The sequence below is a fragment of the Dyella sp. S184 genome (genome assembly GCF_009766065.1).
Lineage (GTDB): Bacteria > Pseudomonadota > Gammaproteobacteria > Xanthomonadales > Rhodanobacteraceae > Rhodanobacter.
In genome coordinates this window covers 638,661-653,641 of sequence record NZ_LMUE01000002.1, presented here as the reverse complement: position 1 = coordinate 653,641, position 14,981 = coordinate 638,661, and the positions used below count along the sequence as shown (strand labels likewise).

Annotated in this window: 11 protein-coding genes and 1 riboswitch; of the genes, 6 read left to right on the top strand and 5 right to left on the bottom strand. The window is 62.6% G+C overall.

The genetic code is table 11. The features are described 5' to 3' along the window. Window positions 1–40 precede the first annotated feature (40 nt). From GSQ75_RS02820 to GSQ75_RS02805, 4 genes are all read left to right on the top strand, one after another. Window positions 41–436 carry a BlaI/MecI/CopY family transcriptional regulator gene (locus GSQ75_RS02820; protein ID WP_158752998.1) on the top strand — a complete coding sequence of 132 codons (396 nt, stop codon included), beginning with the start codon at window positions 41–43 and terminating at the stop codon, window positions 434–436. Then, window positions 436–2,151: a M56 family metallopeptidase gene (locus GSQ75_RS02815; RefSeq protein WP_158752997.1), complete on the top strand. Its 1,716-nt coding sequence runs from the start codon at window positions 436–438 to the stop codon at window positions 2,149–2,151. Before GSQ75_RS02820 ends, GSQ75_RS02815 begins: the two co-directional genes overlap by 1 nt. A gap of 366 nt (window positions 2,152–2,517) precedes the next feature. Next, entirely contained in the window at window positions 2,518–3,204 is a 687-nt protein-coding gene (locus tag GSQ75_RS02810; protein WP_077441131.1) for a response regulator transcription factor, read from the top strand. After that, entirely contained in the window at window positions 3,188–4,471 is a 1,284-nt protein-coding gene (locus tag GSQ75_RS02805; protein WP_158752996.1) for a HAMP domain-containing sensor histidine kinase, read from the top strand. Before GSQ75_RS02810 ends, GSQ75_RS02805 begins: the two co-directional genes overlap by 17 nt. 62 nt (window positions 4,472–4,533) lie before the next feature. Here GSQ75_RS02805 and GSQ75_RS02800 read toward each other — a convergent pair whose 3' ends face one another. The 4 genes from GSQ75_RS02800 to ahcY all read right to left on the bottom strand — a co-directional run bounded on the left by GSQ75_RS02800 (window position 4,534) and on the right by ahcY (window position 8,626). Further along, the gene (locus GSQ75_RS02800; RefSeq protein ID WP_158752995.1) at window positions 4,534–5,451 is read right to left on the bottom strand and encodes a branched-chain amino acid transaminase; all 918 of its coding nucleotides are present in this window, start codon (window positions 5,449–5,451) and stop codon (window positions 4,534–4,536) included. A gap of 51 nt (window positions 5,452–5,502) precedes the next feature. Further along, a complete protein-coding gene (locus GSQ75_RS02795) occupies window positions 5,503–6,102 on the bottom strand; it encodes a DUF4124 domain-containing protein (RefSeq protein WP_158752994.1) in 600 nt (199 codons plus the stop codon). 27 nt (window positions 6,103–6,129) lie between these two features. Then, on the bottom strand, window positions 6,130–6,954 hold the full coding sequence (metF, locus tag GSQ75_RS02790) for a methylenetetrahydrofolate reductase [NAD(P)H] (protein ID WP_158752993.1): 825 nt from the start codon (window positions 6,952–6,954) through the stop codon (window positions 6,130–6,132). Window positions 6,955–7,186: 232 nt separating this feature from the next. Then, window positions 7,187–8,626 (bottom strand): adenosylhomocysteinase, encoded by a 1,440-nt coding sequence (gene ahcY / locus GSQ75_RS02785; RefSeq protein WP_158752992.1) that lies wholly within the window; start codon window positions 8,624–8,626, stop codon window positions 7,187–7,189. Window positions 8,627–8,669: 43 nt separating this feature from the next. Further along, window positions 8,670–8,767: riboswitch (S-adenosyl-L-homocysteine riboswitch) on the bottom strand. 97 nt (window positions 8,768–8,864) lie between these two features. Here ahcY and ppc point away from each other — a divergent pair. Beyond that, window positions 8,865–11,570, top strand: a complete 2,706-nt coding sequence (gene ppc, locus GSQ75_RS02780; RefSeq protein ID WP_158752991.1) for a phosphoenolpyruvate carboxylase — start codon at window positions 8,865–8,867, stop codon at window positions 11,568–11,570. A 20-nt stretch (window positions 11,571–11,590) separates the two neighbouring features. Here the strand turns inward: ppc and GSQ75_RS02775 are convergent, their stop codons facing one another. Next, on the bottom strand, window positions 11,591–13,474 hold the full coding sequence (locus tag GSQ75_RS02775; protein WP_158752990.1) for an ATP-binding cassette domain-containing protein: 1,884 nt from the start codon (window positions 13,472–13,474) through the stop codon (window positions 11,591–11,593). A 233-nt stretch (window positions 13,475–13,707) separates the two neighbouring features. Between GSQ75_RS02775 and GSQ75_RS02770 the strand changes: the two genes are divergently transcribed. Continuing rightward, window positions 13,708–14,886: a D-alanyl-D-alanine carboxypeptidase family protein gene (locus tag GSQ75_RS02770; RefSeq protein WP_158752989.1), complete on the top strand. Its 1,179-nt coding sequence runs from the start codon at window positions 13,708–13,710 to the stop codon at window positions 14,884–14,886. Window positions 14,887–14,981: the final 95 nt, after the last annotated feature.

Here is a 14,981-nt window from a genome sequence, read left to right as displayed (position 1 = left end):
ACGGCAGAAATGCGTGCCTGGCCTCGAGTGAGGATTTGATATGAAACTGCCACCAGACAATGATCCGAAGCCGACCGGGGCGGAGCTGGAGATTCTCCACGTCCTTTGGCTGCGTGATGGATGCACCGTACGTGAAGTGCACGATGTACTCCGTCCCAGTGACAGCACCGGTTACACCACGACGCTGAAATTGATGCAGTTGATGCACGCCAAGGGGCTGGTTGAGCGTGACGATGCACAGCGTGCACATGTTTACCGGCCAACGGTGAGCAAGGAGCGCACCCAGAAACGGTTTCTGCTTGATCTGGTACAGCGGGTGTTCGACGGCTCATCTTCGCAACTGGTACTGCATGCGCTCGGCAGCCAGCATGCCAGCCGCGAGGAGTTGCGCGCGATCCGCGCCCTGTTGAACAAGCTTGACAAGGACGCATCCTGATGGACGTATTGCCGGTGGTGCTTGCGAGTGTCCGGGTGGTCGGCTGGGTATTGCTGCATTTTGTCTGGCAGGGGGTATTGCTGGGATTGCTGTATGCGGTGGCGCGTGCGGTGCTGCCTCGTGGCGAGGCGCGTTACCGATTTGGCATGGCCATCCTGGTGGCGCTTGCCCTGTGTCCTTTGCTGACCCTGTGGCGGTTGCTGGAAGCACTGCCACAGGTAATACCGGCAGACGCTGGGCTGGTGGCTCCGGTAACGACGGGTTACGGTGCGGCAGCCGTTGCGACGACCTGGGCATGGGATGCCGATCTGGACGCACTTTTGCCCTGGCTCGTGTTGACGTGGTCACTCGGTGTGTTGCTGTTGTCACTGCGGGCATGGCGACAATGGCGCGGACTGAAGGCCCTCGTGCGGATGGCCGGGCTGATCCCGGAATGGCAGGATCAAGTCGTCGCGATGGCTGATCGTTTCGGTTTGCGTCGACGCGTCACCGTACTGTGCAGCAAGGTCATTGCCGCACCGGCCGTGGTTGGCTGGATGCGGCCGGTAATCCTGCTGCCGATGGCGGTGGTGTGCAATTTCCCGGCGACACAGATCGAACTGATCCTTGCCCACGAGTTGGCGCATTTGCGGCGCTGGGATCCGCTCGCCAACCTATTCCAGGTCGTTCTCGAGACGCTGTGTTTCTATCATCCGGTGGTGCACTGGATTTCGCGCGATGTGCGCAATGAGCGCGAGATCTGCTGCGACGAACTGGCGCTTTCAATCAGTGGCGGCAGCCGGCATGCCTTCGTAACGGCGTTGGCCGAGCTCGGTGAATTGCGTGAACGGCATGGCTCGTTGCTGCTGGCGGCCAGTGGTGGTGTGCTGCTGGATCGCGTGCAGCAGATGATCACGCCGGAGCGTGAAGGTGCATTGCTGCGCACGCCGGCCCGCTTTGTGGCGGTGTTGCTCGGTGCTGCGCTGGTGGCGCTCACGTTGCGACTCGAATGGAAGCAGAACCATCTGCAGCAAAACCTGACGGGCGCGATCGCACAACTGCAGTCGGTGTGGATTCCATCGATATTGCCGTTGGCGTTGGCTGATGTGCCGTGGCACCCGGCCGATCTGGCCTTGAGGCATGTCGAGGCACTGCGGCCGATCAAGAGTGCGGCGCGGGTGCCGGACCATACCGACGACCCGGGTGTCGCTGTGTTGCCGGTTGAATCGACTGGTGTGATGCTGCCGCAGGTGGCTTCGTTGCGGGTTGCTGATCTGGCGCCGGTTCGTCATGACGAGCCGATAGTGGTTGTGGCCGAGCCGGCTGTTCCCGCTGCTTCATCCAGGGCGCTGGCGCCGACACCAATTCAGATTCGCCAGCCGGTCTATCCGCATGCAGCGCTTGTGCAAGGTGTGGAAGGACAAGTGGTGATCGAGTTTGGCTTGTCTGCCGGTGGTGGCGTGCGGGATCCGCGTGTCATCAGTGCCCAGCCTGCGGGTGTGTTCGACCAGGCGGCGATCGACGCGATGCGTGCATGGAAGTATGCATTGCCGGAAACGGGCGCAACTTCACAACGATATCGTCAGACGCTGGCTTTCACGTTGAATACGGGGCGCAGCGGAAATGTGACATCTCATTCGCAGGCCGATCAGAAAATCCGGGCTCGGGCCAGCTGTCAGATCGTCACGGGAACGCATATCTGTCGTGAACCGGATGATGCGCGTGCGGGTGGTTGATTCCATGGGCACGGTCTTGAGTTGATATCGTCGATATCTCATCGTGATGGTGGTGTGGAACTGCACGGCACGTTTAACGGCGAAGTGAGTACCGGTTAACTGCACCGTAACCCGGGACCCCCTATAAAGATGACACTGTTTTTGCATGGCACTCCAACCGCTGAGGGCGGGTGACGGCAGATGATGGTATCGGGGCAGTAGCTTGGGCCCAGGTGTGGCGACGGCGAGTCGCCCATCTGGGCCTTTTTATTGCCCGCACGAAGGCGCGTTCAGCTTTGCGTCGCAAGCGGCGCGCTTCGTTCACACAAGCTTTTGTTAAGCTTGCACCCTCAGCCGTCCCGTGTGTCGGCTGCGCAGGAGTAACACATGCGCGTTCTGGTGATTGAAGACAATAGCGATATCGCGACCAATATCGGCGACTATCTGGAAGATCGTGGCCACGTGGTGGATTTCGCCGGCGATGGCGTCACTGGCCTGCATCTGGCCGTGGTGCATGATTTCGACGTAATCGTGCTGGATCTCACGTTGCCGGGCATGGATGGTCTGGAAGTGGCGCGCAAGCTGCGTCACGAGGCGCACAAGCAGACGCCTATCCTGATGCTGACCGCGCGCGATGCGCTGGAGCAGAAGCTGACCGGCTTCGAATCCGGCGCCGACGACTACATGACCAAGCCGTTCGCGCTGCAGGAATTGTCCGCACGGCTGGAAGTGCTGGCGCGCCGCGGCAAGGGTCCGCAGAGCCGCGTGTTGAAGGTGGCCGACCTCACCTTCAATCTGGATACGCTCACGGTGAATCGCGAGGGCAAGTCGATCCAGTTGAACCCGATCGGCCTGAAGCTGCTGCAGGCACTGATGGAAGCAAGCCCGTCGGTGGTCACGCGGCAGGATCTGGAGCAGCGTGTATGGGGCGAAGAGCTGCCCGACAGCGATTCGCTGCGCGTGCATATTCACGGCCTGCGCGCGGCCATCGACAAACCGTTCGAGAAGCCGCTGATCCATACGCGGCATGGCATTGGCTATCGAATGGTCGAGCCGGATGCAGTCCAGGCGTAAGCTTCGGTTTCGATTGATCGTCTCTTTCGCGCTGTTCGGTTTCGGCCTCAGCGCGTTGTTTGCCGTGGCTGCGTTGAACATTCGCACCAAGGTTGAGGATCAGCTGGTCACGGCGAGCCTGCAGGATGAGGTCGACAACCTCAATGCGCAGGTTCGCGCCGACCCTTCGCAAATCCCGCATTTCAACATCGTCAAGGCGTGGACATGGAGTGACCGCACGATCTACAAGGCGCCGCTGAACTGGCAACAGCTGGCGACCGGTGTGCACGACATCACCGAAACCGATGCCGATGGCCATGTCAAACGCTACAAGCTGGCTGTGCGGCGGCAGGATGGCGTAATCAGTTTTCTGCGCTACGACATATCGCGCGATGAATTGGGCAAACAGCAGCTGTTGCTCAGCGTGATAGGGGCGGTCTTTCTGTTCGGGCTGCTTTCGCTGGCGCTTGGCATGTGGTTGTCACGCAAGGTACTCAAGCCGGTCAGCGATCTGGCCAATCGCTTGCGCGGTTTTCGCAAGGCTGGCAAGGCCGAGCCACTGGCGCCGCATTTCGCCGACGACGAAGTGGGTGAGCTTGCGCACGCACTGGACGAATATTCGGCACGGCTCACCGCGATGGTCGAGCGCGATCGCGAGTTCAATTCCGACGTCAGCCACGAGTTGCGCACGCCGCTGGCGGTGATCGCCAGTACCACCGAACTGCTGCAAGGCTCGCCCGATCTCACCGAAAAACTGAGCGAGCGGCTGAAGCGCATCGAGCGCGCCTCACGACAGGCCACCGAGCTGATCGAGGCGCTGCTGCTGCTGTCGCGCGCCGAACGCCGAGGCCCGACCCGCGGTGAAACCACCGAGGTCGGCAAGGTCGCTGCTGACGTCATCGAAAGCCAGCGCCCGCAGATGCGCGGCAAGCCATTGACGATTGAGCTGACCGTCAACGAGCCGGTCAACATCAACGCACCGGCCTCGGTGCTGTCAGTGGCGTTGACCAACCTGATCGGCAATGCGATCAAGTACACGCTCGAAGGCAGCGTGCGAGTCGAAGTGGGGCAGGGTCGTATTGAAGTCATCGACACCGGTCCTGGGATCAAGCCGGAGGATGCTGAGCGCCTGTTCCAGCGTGGAGTGCGTGGTGAAGGTGCTGGCGGCAGCGGTGCCGGTCTCGGTCTGGCAATCGTGCGACGCTTGTGCGAATTGTATGGCTGGGATGTTTCGATGCGTCCACGCAGCGATGCGAATGGCGCGATTGCCAGCATCGTATTCGGATGATGCGAATCCGACGTCCATAAAAAAGCCCCGTATTACGGGGCTTTTTTATGGACGTCCTTGATTCAGACCGATTCCAGCCAGCCCCATTTGTCGTGGGTGCGGCCGTCGAACAGGCCAAAGAACAGCTCCTGCAGGCGTCGCGTTACACGGCCGGCTTTACCGTTGCCGATCTGCTTGCCATCGACTTCGCGGATCGGGGTGACTTCAGCGGCAGTCCCGCACATCAGGATCTCTTCGGCCAGATACAGATATTCGCGCGGCAGGTCGCGCTCGACCACTTCGATGCCGTCTTCGCGTGCCAGCGTCTTCAGCGTATCGCGGGTGATGCCGGTGAGGATCGAGGCACTGGCCGGAGTGGTATGCAGTACACCGTCGAACACCAGGAACAGGTTCTCGCCGGCGCCCTCGCTGAGCAGGCCGCTGGATGCGAGCGCGATGCCTTCGCCGAAGCCGAGGCGGCGCGCTTCACGTGCGATCAATTGGCCGGACAGGTAGTTGCCGCCGGCCTTGGCGCCAGCCGGGATGGTATTGGGCGCGAAGCGCTGCCAGCTCGACACGCATGCGGTGATGCCGTTCTCGAGCGCCTCCGGTCCTAGGTACGGGCCCATCGGCCATGCCGCTACGGCAACATCGATCGGCGTCTCGGCGGACAACCCGAAACCGCCCAGGCCACGGTACGCGACCGGGCGCAGATAGGCGGCGCCGAGCCCATTCTTCTTGATCACTTCGCGGCAGGCTGCCGCCAGCTCATCGACCGAGTGCGGCAGCACCATGTCATAGATCTTGGCCGACTGGTACAGCCGGTTCAGGTGGTCGGTGAGCCGGAAGATCGCCGCACCGTCCGGCGTGGCGTAGCTGCGGATACCCTCGAATACCGACGAGCCGTAATGCAGCGCGTGCGACATCACGTGCGTGGTCGCTTCGGCCCACGGCTTGATGCGGCCGTTCTGCCAGATCCACTCGGGGTATTGCTGCGCCATGTCAGTTCTCCTGGGGACCGCCTATGATAACTGCTGGAAGTCTGTGTGGCGTCAATCCGCGTTGCGCAGCCATAGGCAGCCGGCGCGGCGCACGATGTCGAAGCGCAGCTCATGCGGGCTGCCGCTGCCATCCATGCCGGCCGTATGCAGCACCAGCTGATTGCCGGCGGCTGGTGCGCTAGCGGGTGGGTTTGGGTCAAACGGGTCGGCACTGCTGCTGCCTGGTGCCGGCGGATCGCTGCCAGCATGCGCCGGATCGTCAGTCGGGCTGAGATCAAGCAGCGGCTGCTTCATCAGCGAACTCAGCGAACGGATATCCGCAATCGCCACGCTGCGGCCGTAACCACCCCACAGCATCAGGCCGGCCATCCGGTTTGCGTCACGGCTGGCGAACGCATCGATTACGCTCTGCCGCAATGCACCGAGACTGGCGGCGCACAGCAGGTGTGCTGGCTCGGTGAGTTGGCCGTTGCCGCCAGCCGTGGCCGCGGATGCGGGGCTCACGGCGGTGCCCTGCAATGCCGCGCAGGGCTGATCCGTGAACAAGGGGCCGCCATCCGCGCCGATGCAGCGATGGATCGGGTTCTGCGCGATGGCAGGTACAGCCCAGGCGAGCAGGATGAGGCACAGCAGGGCAGCTAACCGGGGCATATTGCGCCAGCATACCCGCCCGCCCGCTCAGGAAAGTTGTTGCAGCACCAGTTGCGTCGCCTTGGCGCGGTTCAGCGTGTAGAAGTGCAGGCCTGGTGCACCACCATCGAGCAGGCGCCGGCACAGTTGCGCCACTACTTCGGCGCCGAGTGCGCGCACCGACTCGGCATCGTCACCGTGGGCCTGCATGCGCTTGGCTATCCAGCGCGGAATTTCGGCACCGCACATGTCCGAGAAGCGTTTCAGCTGGCTGTAGTTAGCGATCGGCATGATGCCCGGCACGATCGGCACGTTCACGCCGAGTTTGCGCACATCATCGATGAAGCGGAAGTACGCGTCGGGGTTGAAGAAATACTGGGTGATCGCGCCGTTCGCGCCGGCATCGATCTTTGCCTTGAAGTGCTGCAGGTCACGCAGCGCGTCGTCGGCTTGCGGATGGGTTTCAGGGTAAGCCGCCACCTCGATGTGGAAGTGGTCGCCGCTGTGCTCGCGGATGAAGCTGACCAGTTCGGCCGCATACCGAAAATCGCCCGGCGTGGCCATGCCCGAGGGCAGGTCGCCACGCAGTGCGACGATGCGCCGGTAGCCGGCGACGCGATAATCGTCCAACAGTGCACCCAGCTCGGCACGGGTACCGCCCACACAGGACAGATGCGGCGCCACGTTCAGGCCATGCTGCGCATGCAGCCGTGCCACGGTTTCACCGGTGTAGCTGAGCGTCGAACCACCGGCACCGAAGGTGACCGAGGCGTACTCCGGCTGATACGCCTTCAACGCTTGGGCGGCACGATCAAGCTGCGCGCGCTGCTCTTCGGTTTTAGGCGGGAAGAATTCGAAGCTGATGGATGGCATCGCAGAGTTTCCTTGTGGCGTCGCTGGCAAGTATATATCTCTCTTTCGCGATGAAGCGATGGATTGATGAGGACTGAAGATATACGGTTCCATGCCCTCTGCCAGCACGGGAGGGAGCAAAGCGAGTGGCAAGATCCCTAAAAGTGGCAAGATCCCTAAAGAAAAGGCCGCAATTTGCATTGCGGCCTTTCTTGAGTTCACACGAGTGGCGGTGCCTTGCCAGACCTCGGGATCAGTAGCGGTAATGATCCGGCTTGTACGGGCCTTCCACCGGCACGCCGAGGTAGCCGGCCTGCTCCTTGGTGAGCGTGGTCAGCTTCACGCCGATCTTCTCCAGGTGCAGGCGCGCGACTTCCTCGTCGAGCTTCTTCGGCAGGATGTAGACCTTCGGTTCGTACTTGTCCTTGTTCGCCCACAGGTCGATCTGTGCCAGCGTCTGGTTCGAGAACGAGTTGGACATCACGAAGCTCGGATGGCCGGTAGCGCAGCCAAGGTTCACCAGGCGGCCTTCGGCGAGCAGGAAGATCGCACGGCCATCGGCGAACACGTACTTGTCGACCTGTGGCTTGATGTTGATCTTCGTCACGCCGGCCATCGCGTTAAGTGCATCGACCTGGATCTCGTTGTCGAAGTGACCAATGTTGCAGACGATCGCCTGATCCTTCATCGACTTCAGATGTTCAAGCGTCAGCACGTCCTTGTTGCCGGTGGTGGTGACATAGATGTCGCCACGGCCCAACGTGCTCTCGACGGTGTTGACCTCGAAGCCTTCCATCGCCGCCTGCAGCGCGTTGATCGGATCGATCTCGGTGACCACCACGCGCGAACCGTAGGCACGCAAGCTATGGGCGCAACCCTTGCCGACGTCACCGTAGCCGCAGACCACGGCGACCTTGCCGGCCAGCATCACGTCCATCGCGCGCTTCAGGCCGTCGGCCAGCGACTCGCGGCAGCCGTACAGGTTGTCGAACTTCGACTTGGTGACCGAGTCGTTGACGTTGATCGCCGGGATCAGCAGCGAGCCGGCTTCGGCCAGCTGGTACAGGCGATGCACGCCGGTGGTGGTCTCTTCGGAGACGCCCTTCCAGTCCTTGACCACGGTGTGCCAGTAACCCGGACGCTCGGCATGCACGCGCTTGAGCAGGTTCTTGATGACCTGCTCCTCGTGCGAGGAAGCCTTCTCGTCGACCCACTTCGAGCCGTTCTCCAGCTCGTAGCCCTTGTGGATCAGCAACGTGACGTCACCGCCATCGTCGACGACCAGCTGCGGGCCAAGGAAGCCGCCCTTGCCATCGGGGAAGGACAGCGCGTCCATCGTGCAGTCCCAGTATTCCTCCAGCGTCTCGCCCTTCCAGGCAAATACCGGCGTGCCGGTGGCGGCGATCGCGGCGGCGGCGTGGTCCTGGGTCGAGAAGATGTTGCAAGAGGCCCAGCGCACGTCGGCGCCGATGTCCTTCAGCGTCTCGATCAGCACGGCGGTCTGGATCGTCATGTGCAGCGAACCGGTCACGCGCACACCCTTCAGCGGCAGGGTGGCGGCGTGCTTCTTGCGGATCGACATCAGGCCCGGCATCTCGTGCTCGGCGATGTCCAGTTCCTTGCGGCCCCAATCGGCGAGCGAGAGGTCGGCAACCTTGTAGTCGTGGTTCGTTTCTTTAGTAACGGCGTTCATGGATGTCTCCGGTTAGTGCGAGGCTCTAAGGACTCGCATACAAATCAACCGGGCGCCGTTGTGGAACGTGCCGCGCCGAGCCTGGCCGTCTATGACTACGGATGGACCCGCAGTCGAACGGTCGCAGCGCCCCTCGGCGGGCAGTACAAGCCTGTCATTGTAGCGGGAGATGCCGTTTGATGCCTCCTGTGTCCGAATTAGGTAGGCTGGCCGTTCACCCAAGCACTGGAGTCACCGCGTGGAAGAAAGCCGCGAATCCGAATTCCTGTCGCACGACGGCCCGCTGCGCGAGGATGTCAGCCGGCTTGGCGCGATGGTCGGGCGCATGCTGGCCGAGCAGGGCGGTGAAGCTTTCTTCGATCGGGTCGAACAGGTGCGCACCGCGGCGATCCGGCGGCGCCGCGAAGGCGCTTCGGTGGACGAACTGGCCGATTCATTGGCCGGCTTGGGCGCCGAAGATGCCGAAGCGCTGGCGCGCGCATTCGCCACTTATTTCCAGGCGGTGAATACCGCCGAACGGGTGCACCGCATCCGCCGGCGCCGCGATTACCAGCGCGAGGGCAGCGCACCGCAGCCGGAATCGCTGCTCGATGTGTTGGGTCGGCTGAAGGCGCAAGGTGTCGGCGCGGACGAGCTGCTGGGTTGGTTGGACCGGCTGTGGATCGAGCCGGTGTTCACCGCGCACCCGACCGAGGCGATGCGCCGTTCGCTGCTGGAAAAAGAGCAGGCGATCGTGCGCTCGCTGATCGACGGTTTCGACCAGGACCGTACGCCGCAGGAACGCAAAGAGGACGACGACCGCATCTACATGGCGCTGTCCTCCGGCTGGCAGACCGCCGAGGCCTCGCCAGTACGGCCCACCGTGCAGGACGAACACCACCATGTGGGTTTCTATCTGGCCAACCCGATCTATCGCATTGTGCCAGCGCTGTACGAATCGCTGGCCGAGGCGCTGCAGACGGTTTACGGCGTGGCCGCGAAACTGCCGCAGTTGCTCGGCTTCGCCACCTGGGTCGGTGGTGACATGGACGGCAATCCGAACGTTGGCGCGGACACCATCGCCGCCAGCCTGGCGACCCAGCGCACGCATGTGATCGAGCATTACGTGTCCGACGTCGCCTCACTGGCTCGCCTGCTCAGCCAGACCGAAGGCCGTGTGGCCATCGATGCGCGCCTGCAGCAGCGCCTGGACGATTACCGCACGCGCTTTCCCGTGGCCGCCAAAAAAGTGCGTCCGCGCCATGCCGACATGCCTTATCGCAGCCTGCTTACGGTGATCGGCGCACGCCTCGAAGCCACCCTTGAAGACAGCCATCCGGAAGGCTATACGACGGCGACCGAATTGCTCGACGACTTGCAGCTGATAGCCGGGAGCCTGGTCGATCATCACGGCCTGCATGCTGGCGCTTATGCGGTGCAGCGGTTGATCCGTCGTGTGCGCACGTTCGGCCTGCATCTGGCGCGGCTGGACGTACGGCAGGATTCACGCGTGCACGACGATGCGCTGGCGGCGCTGCTGGACAACGCGACATGGCCGCAGCTCGCACCCGACGAACGGACGCATCAACTGCGCGACTACGCCAGCGGCAGCGCGCGTTTCCCGATCAGCCATGCTGACGTGGTCACGTCGCTCTACGACGTGTTCGCCACCCTGGGTGATGCACGTCGCCGTTATGGCAGAGAGGCCGTTGGTCTGTACATCATCAGCATGGCGCGTTCGGCCGCCGATGTGCTCGCGGTTCTGGCGCTGGCGCGTTACGGCGGCCTGGTCGAGAACGACAGCGTGCCTCTCAACATCGCGCCATTGTTCGAGACCGTCGACGACCTGAAAAACGCGCCAGCCACCCTGCTTGCGCTGCTCGCTGACCCGGTCTACCGGCAGCATCTGGCCGCACGTAACAATCAGCAGTGGGTAATGCTCGGCTATTCCGACAGCGGCAAGGACGGCGGCACGCTGGCTTCACGCTGGGGCCTGCAGCGCGCCCAGGTGGAATTGCTCGAGGTGGCCAACGAAGCAGGCATCCAGCTGGCGTTCTTCCATGGTCGCGGTGGCTCGGCCAGCCGCGGCGGTGCGCGCATCACACCGGCGCTTATGTCGTCGCCGCGCGGTGCGGTGGCCGGCGTATTGCGGGTGACTGAGCAGGGCGAGGTGATCCATCGCAAGTACGGCATCCGTGCACTGGCGCTGCGCAACCTGGAGCAGACCGTCGGCGCGGTGTTGCGTGCCAGCCTGCGTCCACGCGAGATCGAGCCACGCGAGGAGTATTGGCGCGAACTGATGGATCAGTTGTCAGCGAGCAGCCGGCGCGCATACCGCGAGTTCGTCGATCGCGAACACTTTGTCGAATATTTCCGGCATGCCACGCCGATCGACGTGATTGAGCGGATGACCCTGGGGTCGCGTCCGGCCAGTCGTCGCAGCATGCGTGGCGTACAGGATCTGCGGGCGATCCCGTGGGTATTCGCCTGGACCCAGTGCCGCTCGATCATCACCGGTTGGTATGGGCTCGGCACGGCGCTGGAGCGTGGTGTGGCCGAGTTCGGCGAGGCTGCGCTGGTCGAGATGGCGCATGACTGGCCGTTCTTCAGCAACCTGCTGGATGACGTCGAGATGGTGCTGGCCAAGTGCGACCTGGATATCGCCGAGGCGTTCTCGAAACTGTCCGGCTCACTGCATGACGAGTTCTTCGGCCTGATCCGCAGCGAGTTCGAACGCACCCGGCATTGGCTGCTGCAGCTCAAGAAGAGCAGCGCCCTGCTGCAGGGCGACCCACGTCTTGCGTCGTCGATCCGACTGCGCAACCCCTATGTCGATCCGATGAGCCTCATGCAGGTCGACCTGTTGCAGCGCTGGCGCGCCGGTGATGGCGCGGATGATGCGCTGCTGCAGGCGCTGGTCGCCTGCGTCAACGGTGTGTCACAAGGCTTGCAGAACACCGGTTGAGCAGCGCACTGCTCAACCATTCAAGCGTCCAGTTCCGACCAGCGTGCATAGGCGACTTCCAGTTCCGCCTGCAGTTTTGCCACGGCTTCATTCGCCTTGGTGATGGTCGCGCTGTCCTGCTTGAAGAATTCCGGTGCGGTCATCGCTTCGCCGTGTGCCGCGATCGCAGTTTCGAGTTGCTCGATGCGTACGGGCAGTTGTTCGAGTTCGCGTTGGTCCTTGAAGCTCAGCTTGCGTTTGGGTGTCGCCGCTGCCGGTACGGGCTCGTTGCGGGTCAGCCCCGGCTTGGCTGCCGCTGCAGCAACCGCCGTGGCGGCGTTCGGTCGCTGACGCAGCCAGTCGGTGTAGCCGCCGATGTATTCGCCGATCTGACCATTGCCTTCCAGCACGAGGGTGCTGGAGACCACGTTGTCGAGGAAGGCACGATCGTGCGAGACCAGCAGCAGGGTGCCCTGGTAGTCGGTCAGCAGCTCTTCCAGCAGTTCGAGTGTTTCGACGTCGAGGTCGTTGGTCGGCTCATCCATCACCAGCAGGTTGGACGGCTGCGCAAACAGCTTGGCCAGCAGCAGGCGGTTGCGTTCGCCGCCGGAGAGGCGGGTGATCGGTGCGCGGGCGCGTTCGGGCGAGAACAGGAAGTCCTGCAGGTAACCCACGATGTGCTTGCGCTGCCCGTTGAGCTCGATGAACTCGCGGCCTTCGGCCACGTTGTCCAGCGCATTGAGTTCGTTGTTGAGCTGCAGGCGGTGCTGGTCGAAGTAGGCGACCTGGATGCTGGTGCCCATTTCCGCTTCGCCGCGCTGCGGCTGCAGTTCGCCCAGCATGATCTTGAGCAGGGTGCTCTTGCCCGCGCCGTTGGGGCCGATGATGCCGATGCGGTCGCCGCGCATGATGGTGGTCGACAGGTCATCGATCAGCACGCGGCCGCCGTAGGCCTGATGGACGTGCTTGAGGTCGATCACCTTCTTGCCCGACGCCTGTGCCGTGGCCAACGTCATCCTGGCGTTGCCGCCGAGATTGCGCCGCTCGGCACGCTCGTTGCGCAGCGCCTTCAGCGCGCGCACGCGGCCTTCGTTGCGGGTGCGCCGGGCCTTGATGCCCTGGCGGATCCACACTTCTTCCTGCGCCAGCTTCTTGTCGAACAACGCGTTTGCCTGCGACTCGGCGTGCAGCCGTTCCTCGCGCCGACGCAGGTAGTTGTCGTAGTCGCCCGGCCAGTCGGTCAACGAGCCGCGGTCGATCTCGACGATGCGGGTGGCCAGTGCGCGCAGAAAGCTGCGGTCATGGGTGACGAAGATGATGCTGCCGGCGAATTGCTTGAGGAAGTTCTCCAGCCAGCCGATCGCCTCGATGTCCAGGTGGTTGGTGGGCTCGTCGAGAAGCAATACATCGGGCTTGCGCACCAGCGCCTGCGCCAGCAGCACGCGGCGTTTCATGCCGCCGGACAGCGCGGCGAAATCGGTTTCGGCAGGCAGCTCCAGCTTGGTCAGCACCTCGGTGACCCGGCGATCCAGATCCCAGCCATGCTGCGCCTCGATCTGTGTCTGCACTTCGCCCAGTGCGTCGAAATCGGCCTGGGTGTGCAGTTCATGCAGCAGGTGGTGGTAACGCGCCAGCAGGTGGCCGAGATCGCCCAAACCTTCGGAGACCACGTCGAACACGTTGCCGGCTGTGTCCTGCGGCACCTCCTGCGCCATGCGTGCGATCACCACGCCGTTCTGTACCCGCACTTCGCCATCGTCGGCATGCAGCTCGCCGTCGATCAGCTTCATCAGGGTGGATTTGCCTTCGCCGTTACGGCCGACGATGCATACACGCTCGTTCGTTTCGATCGACAGATCAACGTGTTCGAGCAGGAGAGGACCGCCGATACTGAAGTCGACGCGTTGCAGTTGGATAAGAGACATCCGCCCATTGTAGCGGCTGGCTTGTTGAAAGCCGCCTCAGCTGGCGACTGTGCTTGGGATTGGCGGATAACGAAAGCGCCGCACTGCTCATGCCAGTCAAGGATATTCGTCGCGACAAGTACATCCACACCTAAAGTAACGTGAAATACACAAATCTAACAATCTATTTGAAAACATGTGGTTGATAAGGGAAGTTCGTGCATTACCTATGGATATTCCGGCGACTATGCATTATGGTCGCGCCCACGTGCAGCGATATTTCAGTTCAGGAACGGGGTGACAGGTTGGCTATCAAGTTCATAAAGCCAGGACGGTCGCTGCACCGGCTCCGGGGAATGTTCGCCGCGGTGATCCTGGCTGGCCTCAGCAGCTTCATGGGCGTGGCCCATGCAGGCTACGCCGCCATCGTCGTCAATCCGGCGACGGGGCAGGTTCTGAGCGCGGTCAACCCCGATCAACTGAACCATCCGGCCTCGCTGGCCAAGATGATGACGCTCTACCTCACCTTTCAGAAGCTGCAAAGCGGCCAGCTGAAGATCGATCAGCAGTTGCCGGTTTCGGCCTGGGCTGCGAATAAGGCGCCGACCAAGCTGGGTCTGCGCGCTGGCCAGACAATCTCGGTAAGTGATTGCATCCTCGGCATGGTCACGAAATCAGCGAATGACGCTGCGACCGTGGTGGCTGAAGGCCTCGGTGGCTCCGAAAGCCACTTCGTCGACATGATGAATGCACAAGCCCTACGCATCGGCATGACCGACACGCATTTCGGTAATGCGACCGGCCTGCCCAACTCGGATGATTCGACCACAACGCGCGACATGGCAAAGTTGGCGGTGGCGCTGTACCACGACTTCCCGCAGGACACGCACTACTTCGCGACCAAGGAATTTGTATTCCGTGGGCGGATCGTGCGTGGTCACAACCACCTGATGGACCACTACCCGGGCATGGATGGGCTGAAAACCGGCTTCACCGATGCGTCCGGCTTCAACCTCGCCTCGACCGCAGTCAGGGATGGCCAGCGCCTGTTCGCCGTGGTCATGGGCGGCCGTACCGCAGCAGCTCGCGACAATCTGATGGCCCGGTTGCTGGATGATGGTTTTGACAATCGCCAGACCCCCGCGATCCTCGTTGCCCAGGCCGGCGGCGCCGGCACCAGCATGACGCACCGCGTCTTGGCAGCGTTGTCGCCCATCGGAAATGCCGAGGCTGAACCGATGCCGGCACCGCAGCGCCACCATCGCCGCGGCAAATCGGAGCCTGTCGCGCGCAATGCCTGTACTCCGCATCGGGGTGTCAGCTGTCCCCGTCGCAACCTCGCAGCTCATCCGGCAGTTCATCCGAGACACGGCGCGACCAGGCTCGCCCACCGCAACACCAAGAAGCCGATCATGATGGCGTCGAGCCGCTGAAGGCAGCTGCATGGGTTGCCCTCGTGGGTGAAGGATGCGCAGGTTTGCCAGTAGCTGCTAGTAGCTATGCGTGCAAACAAAATCCAGCGGGATGC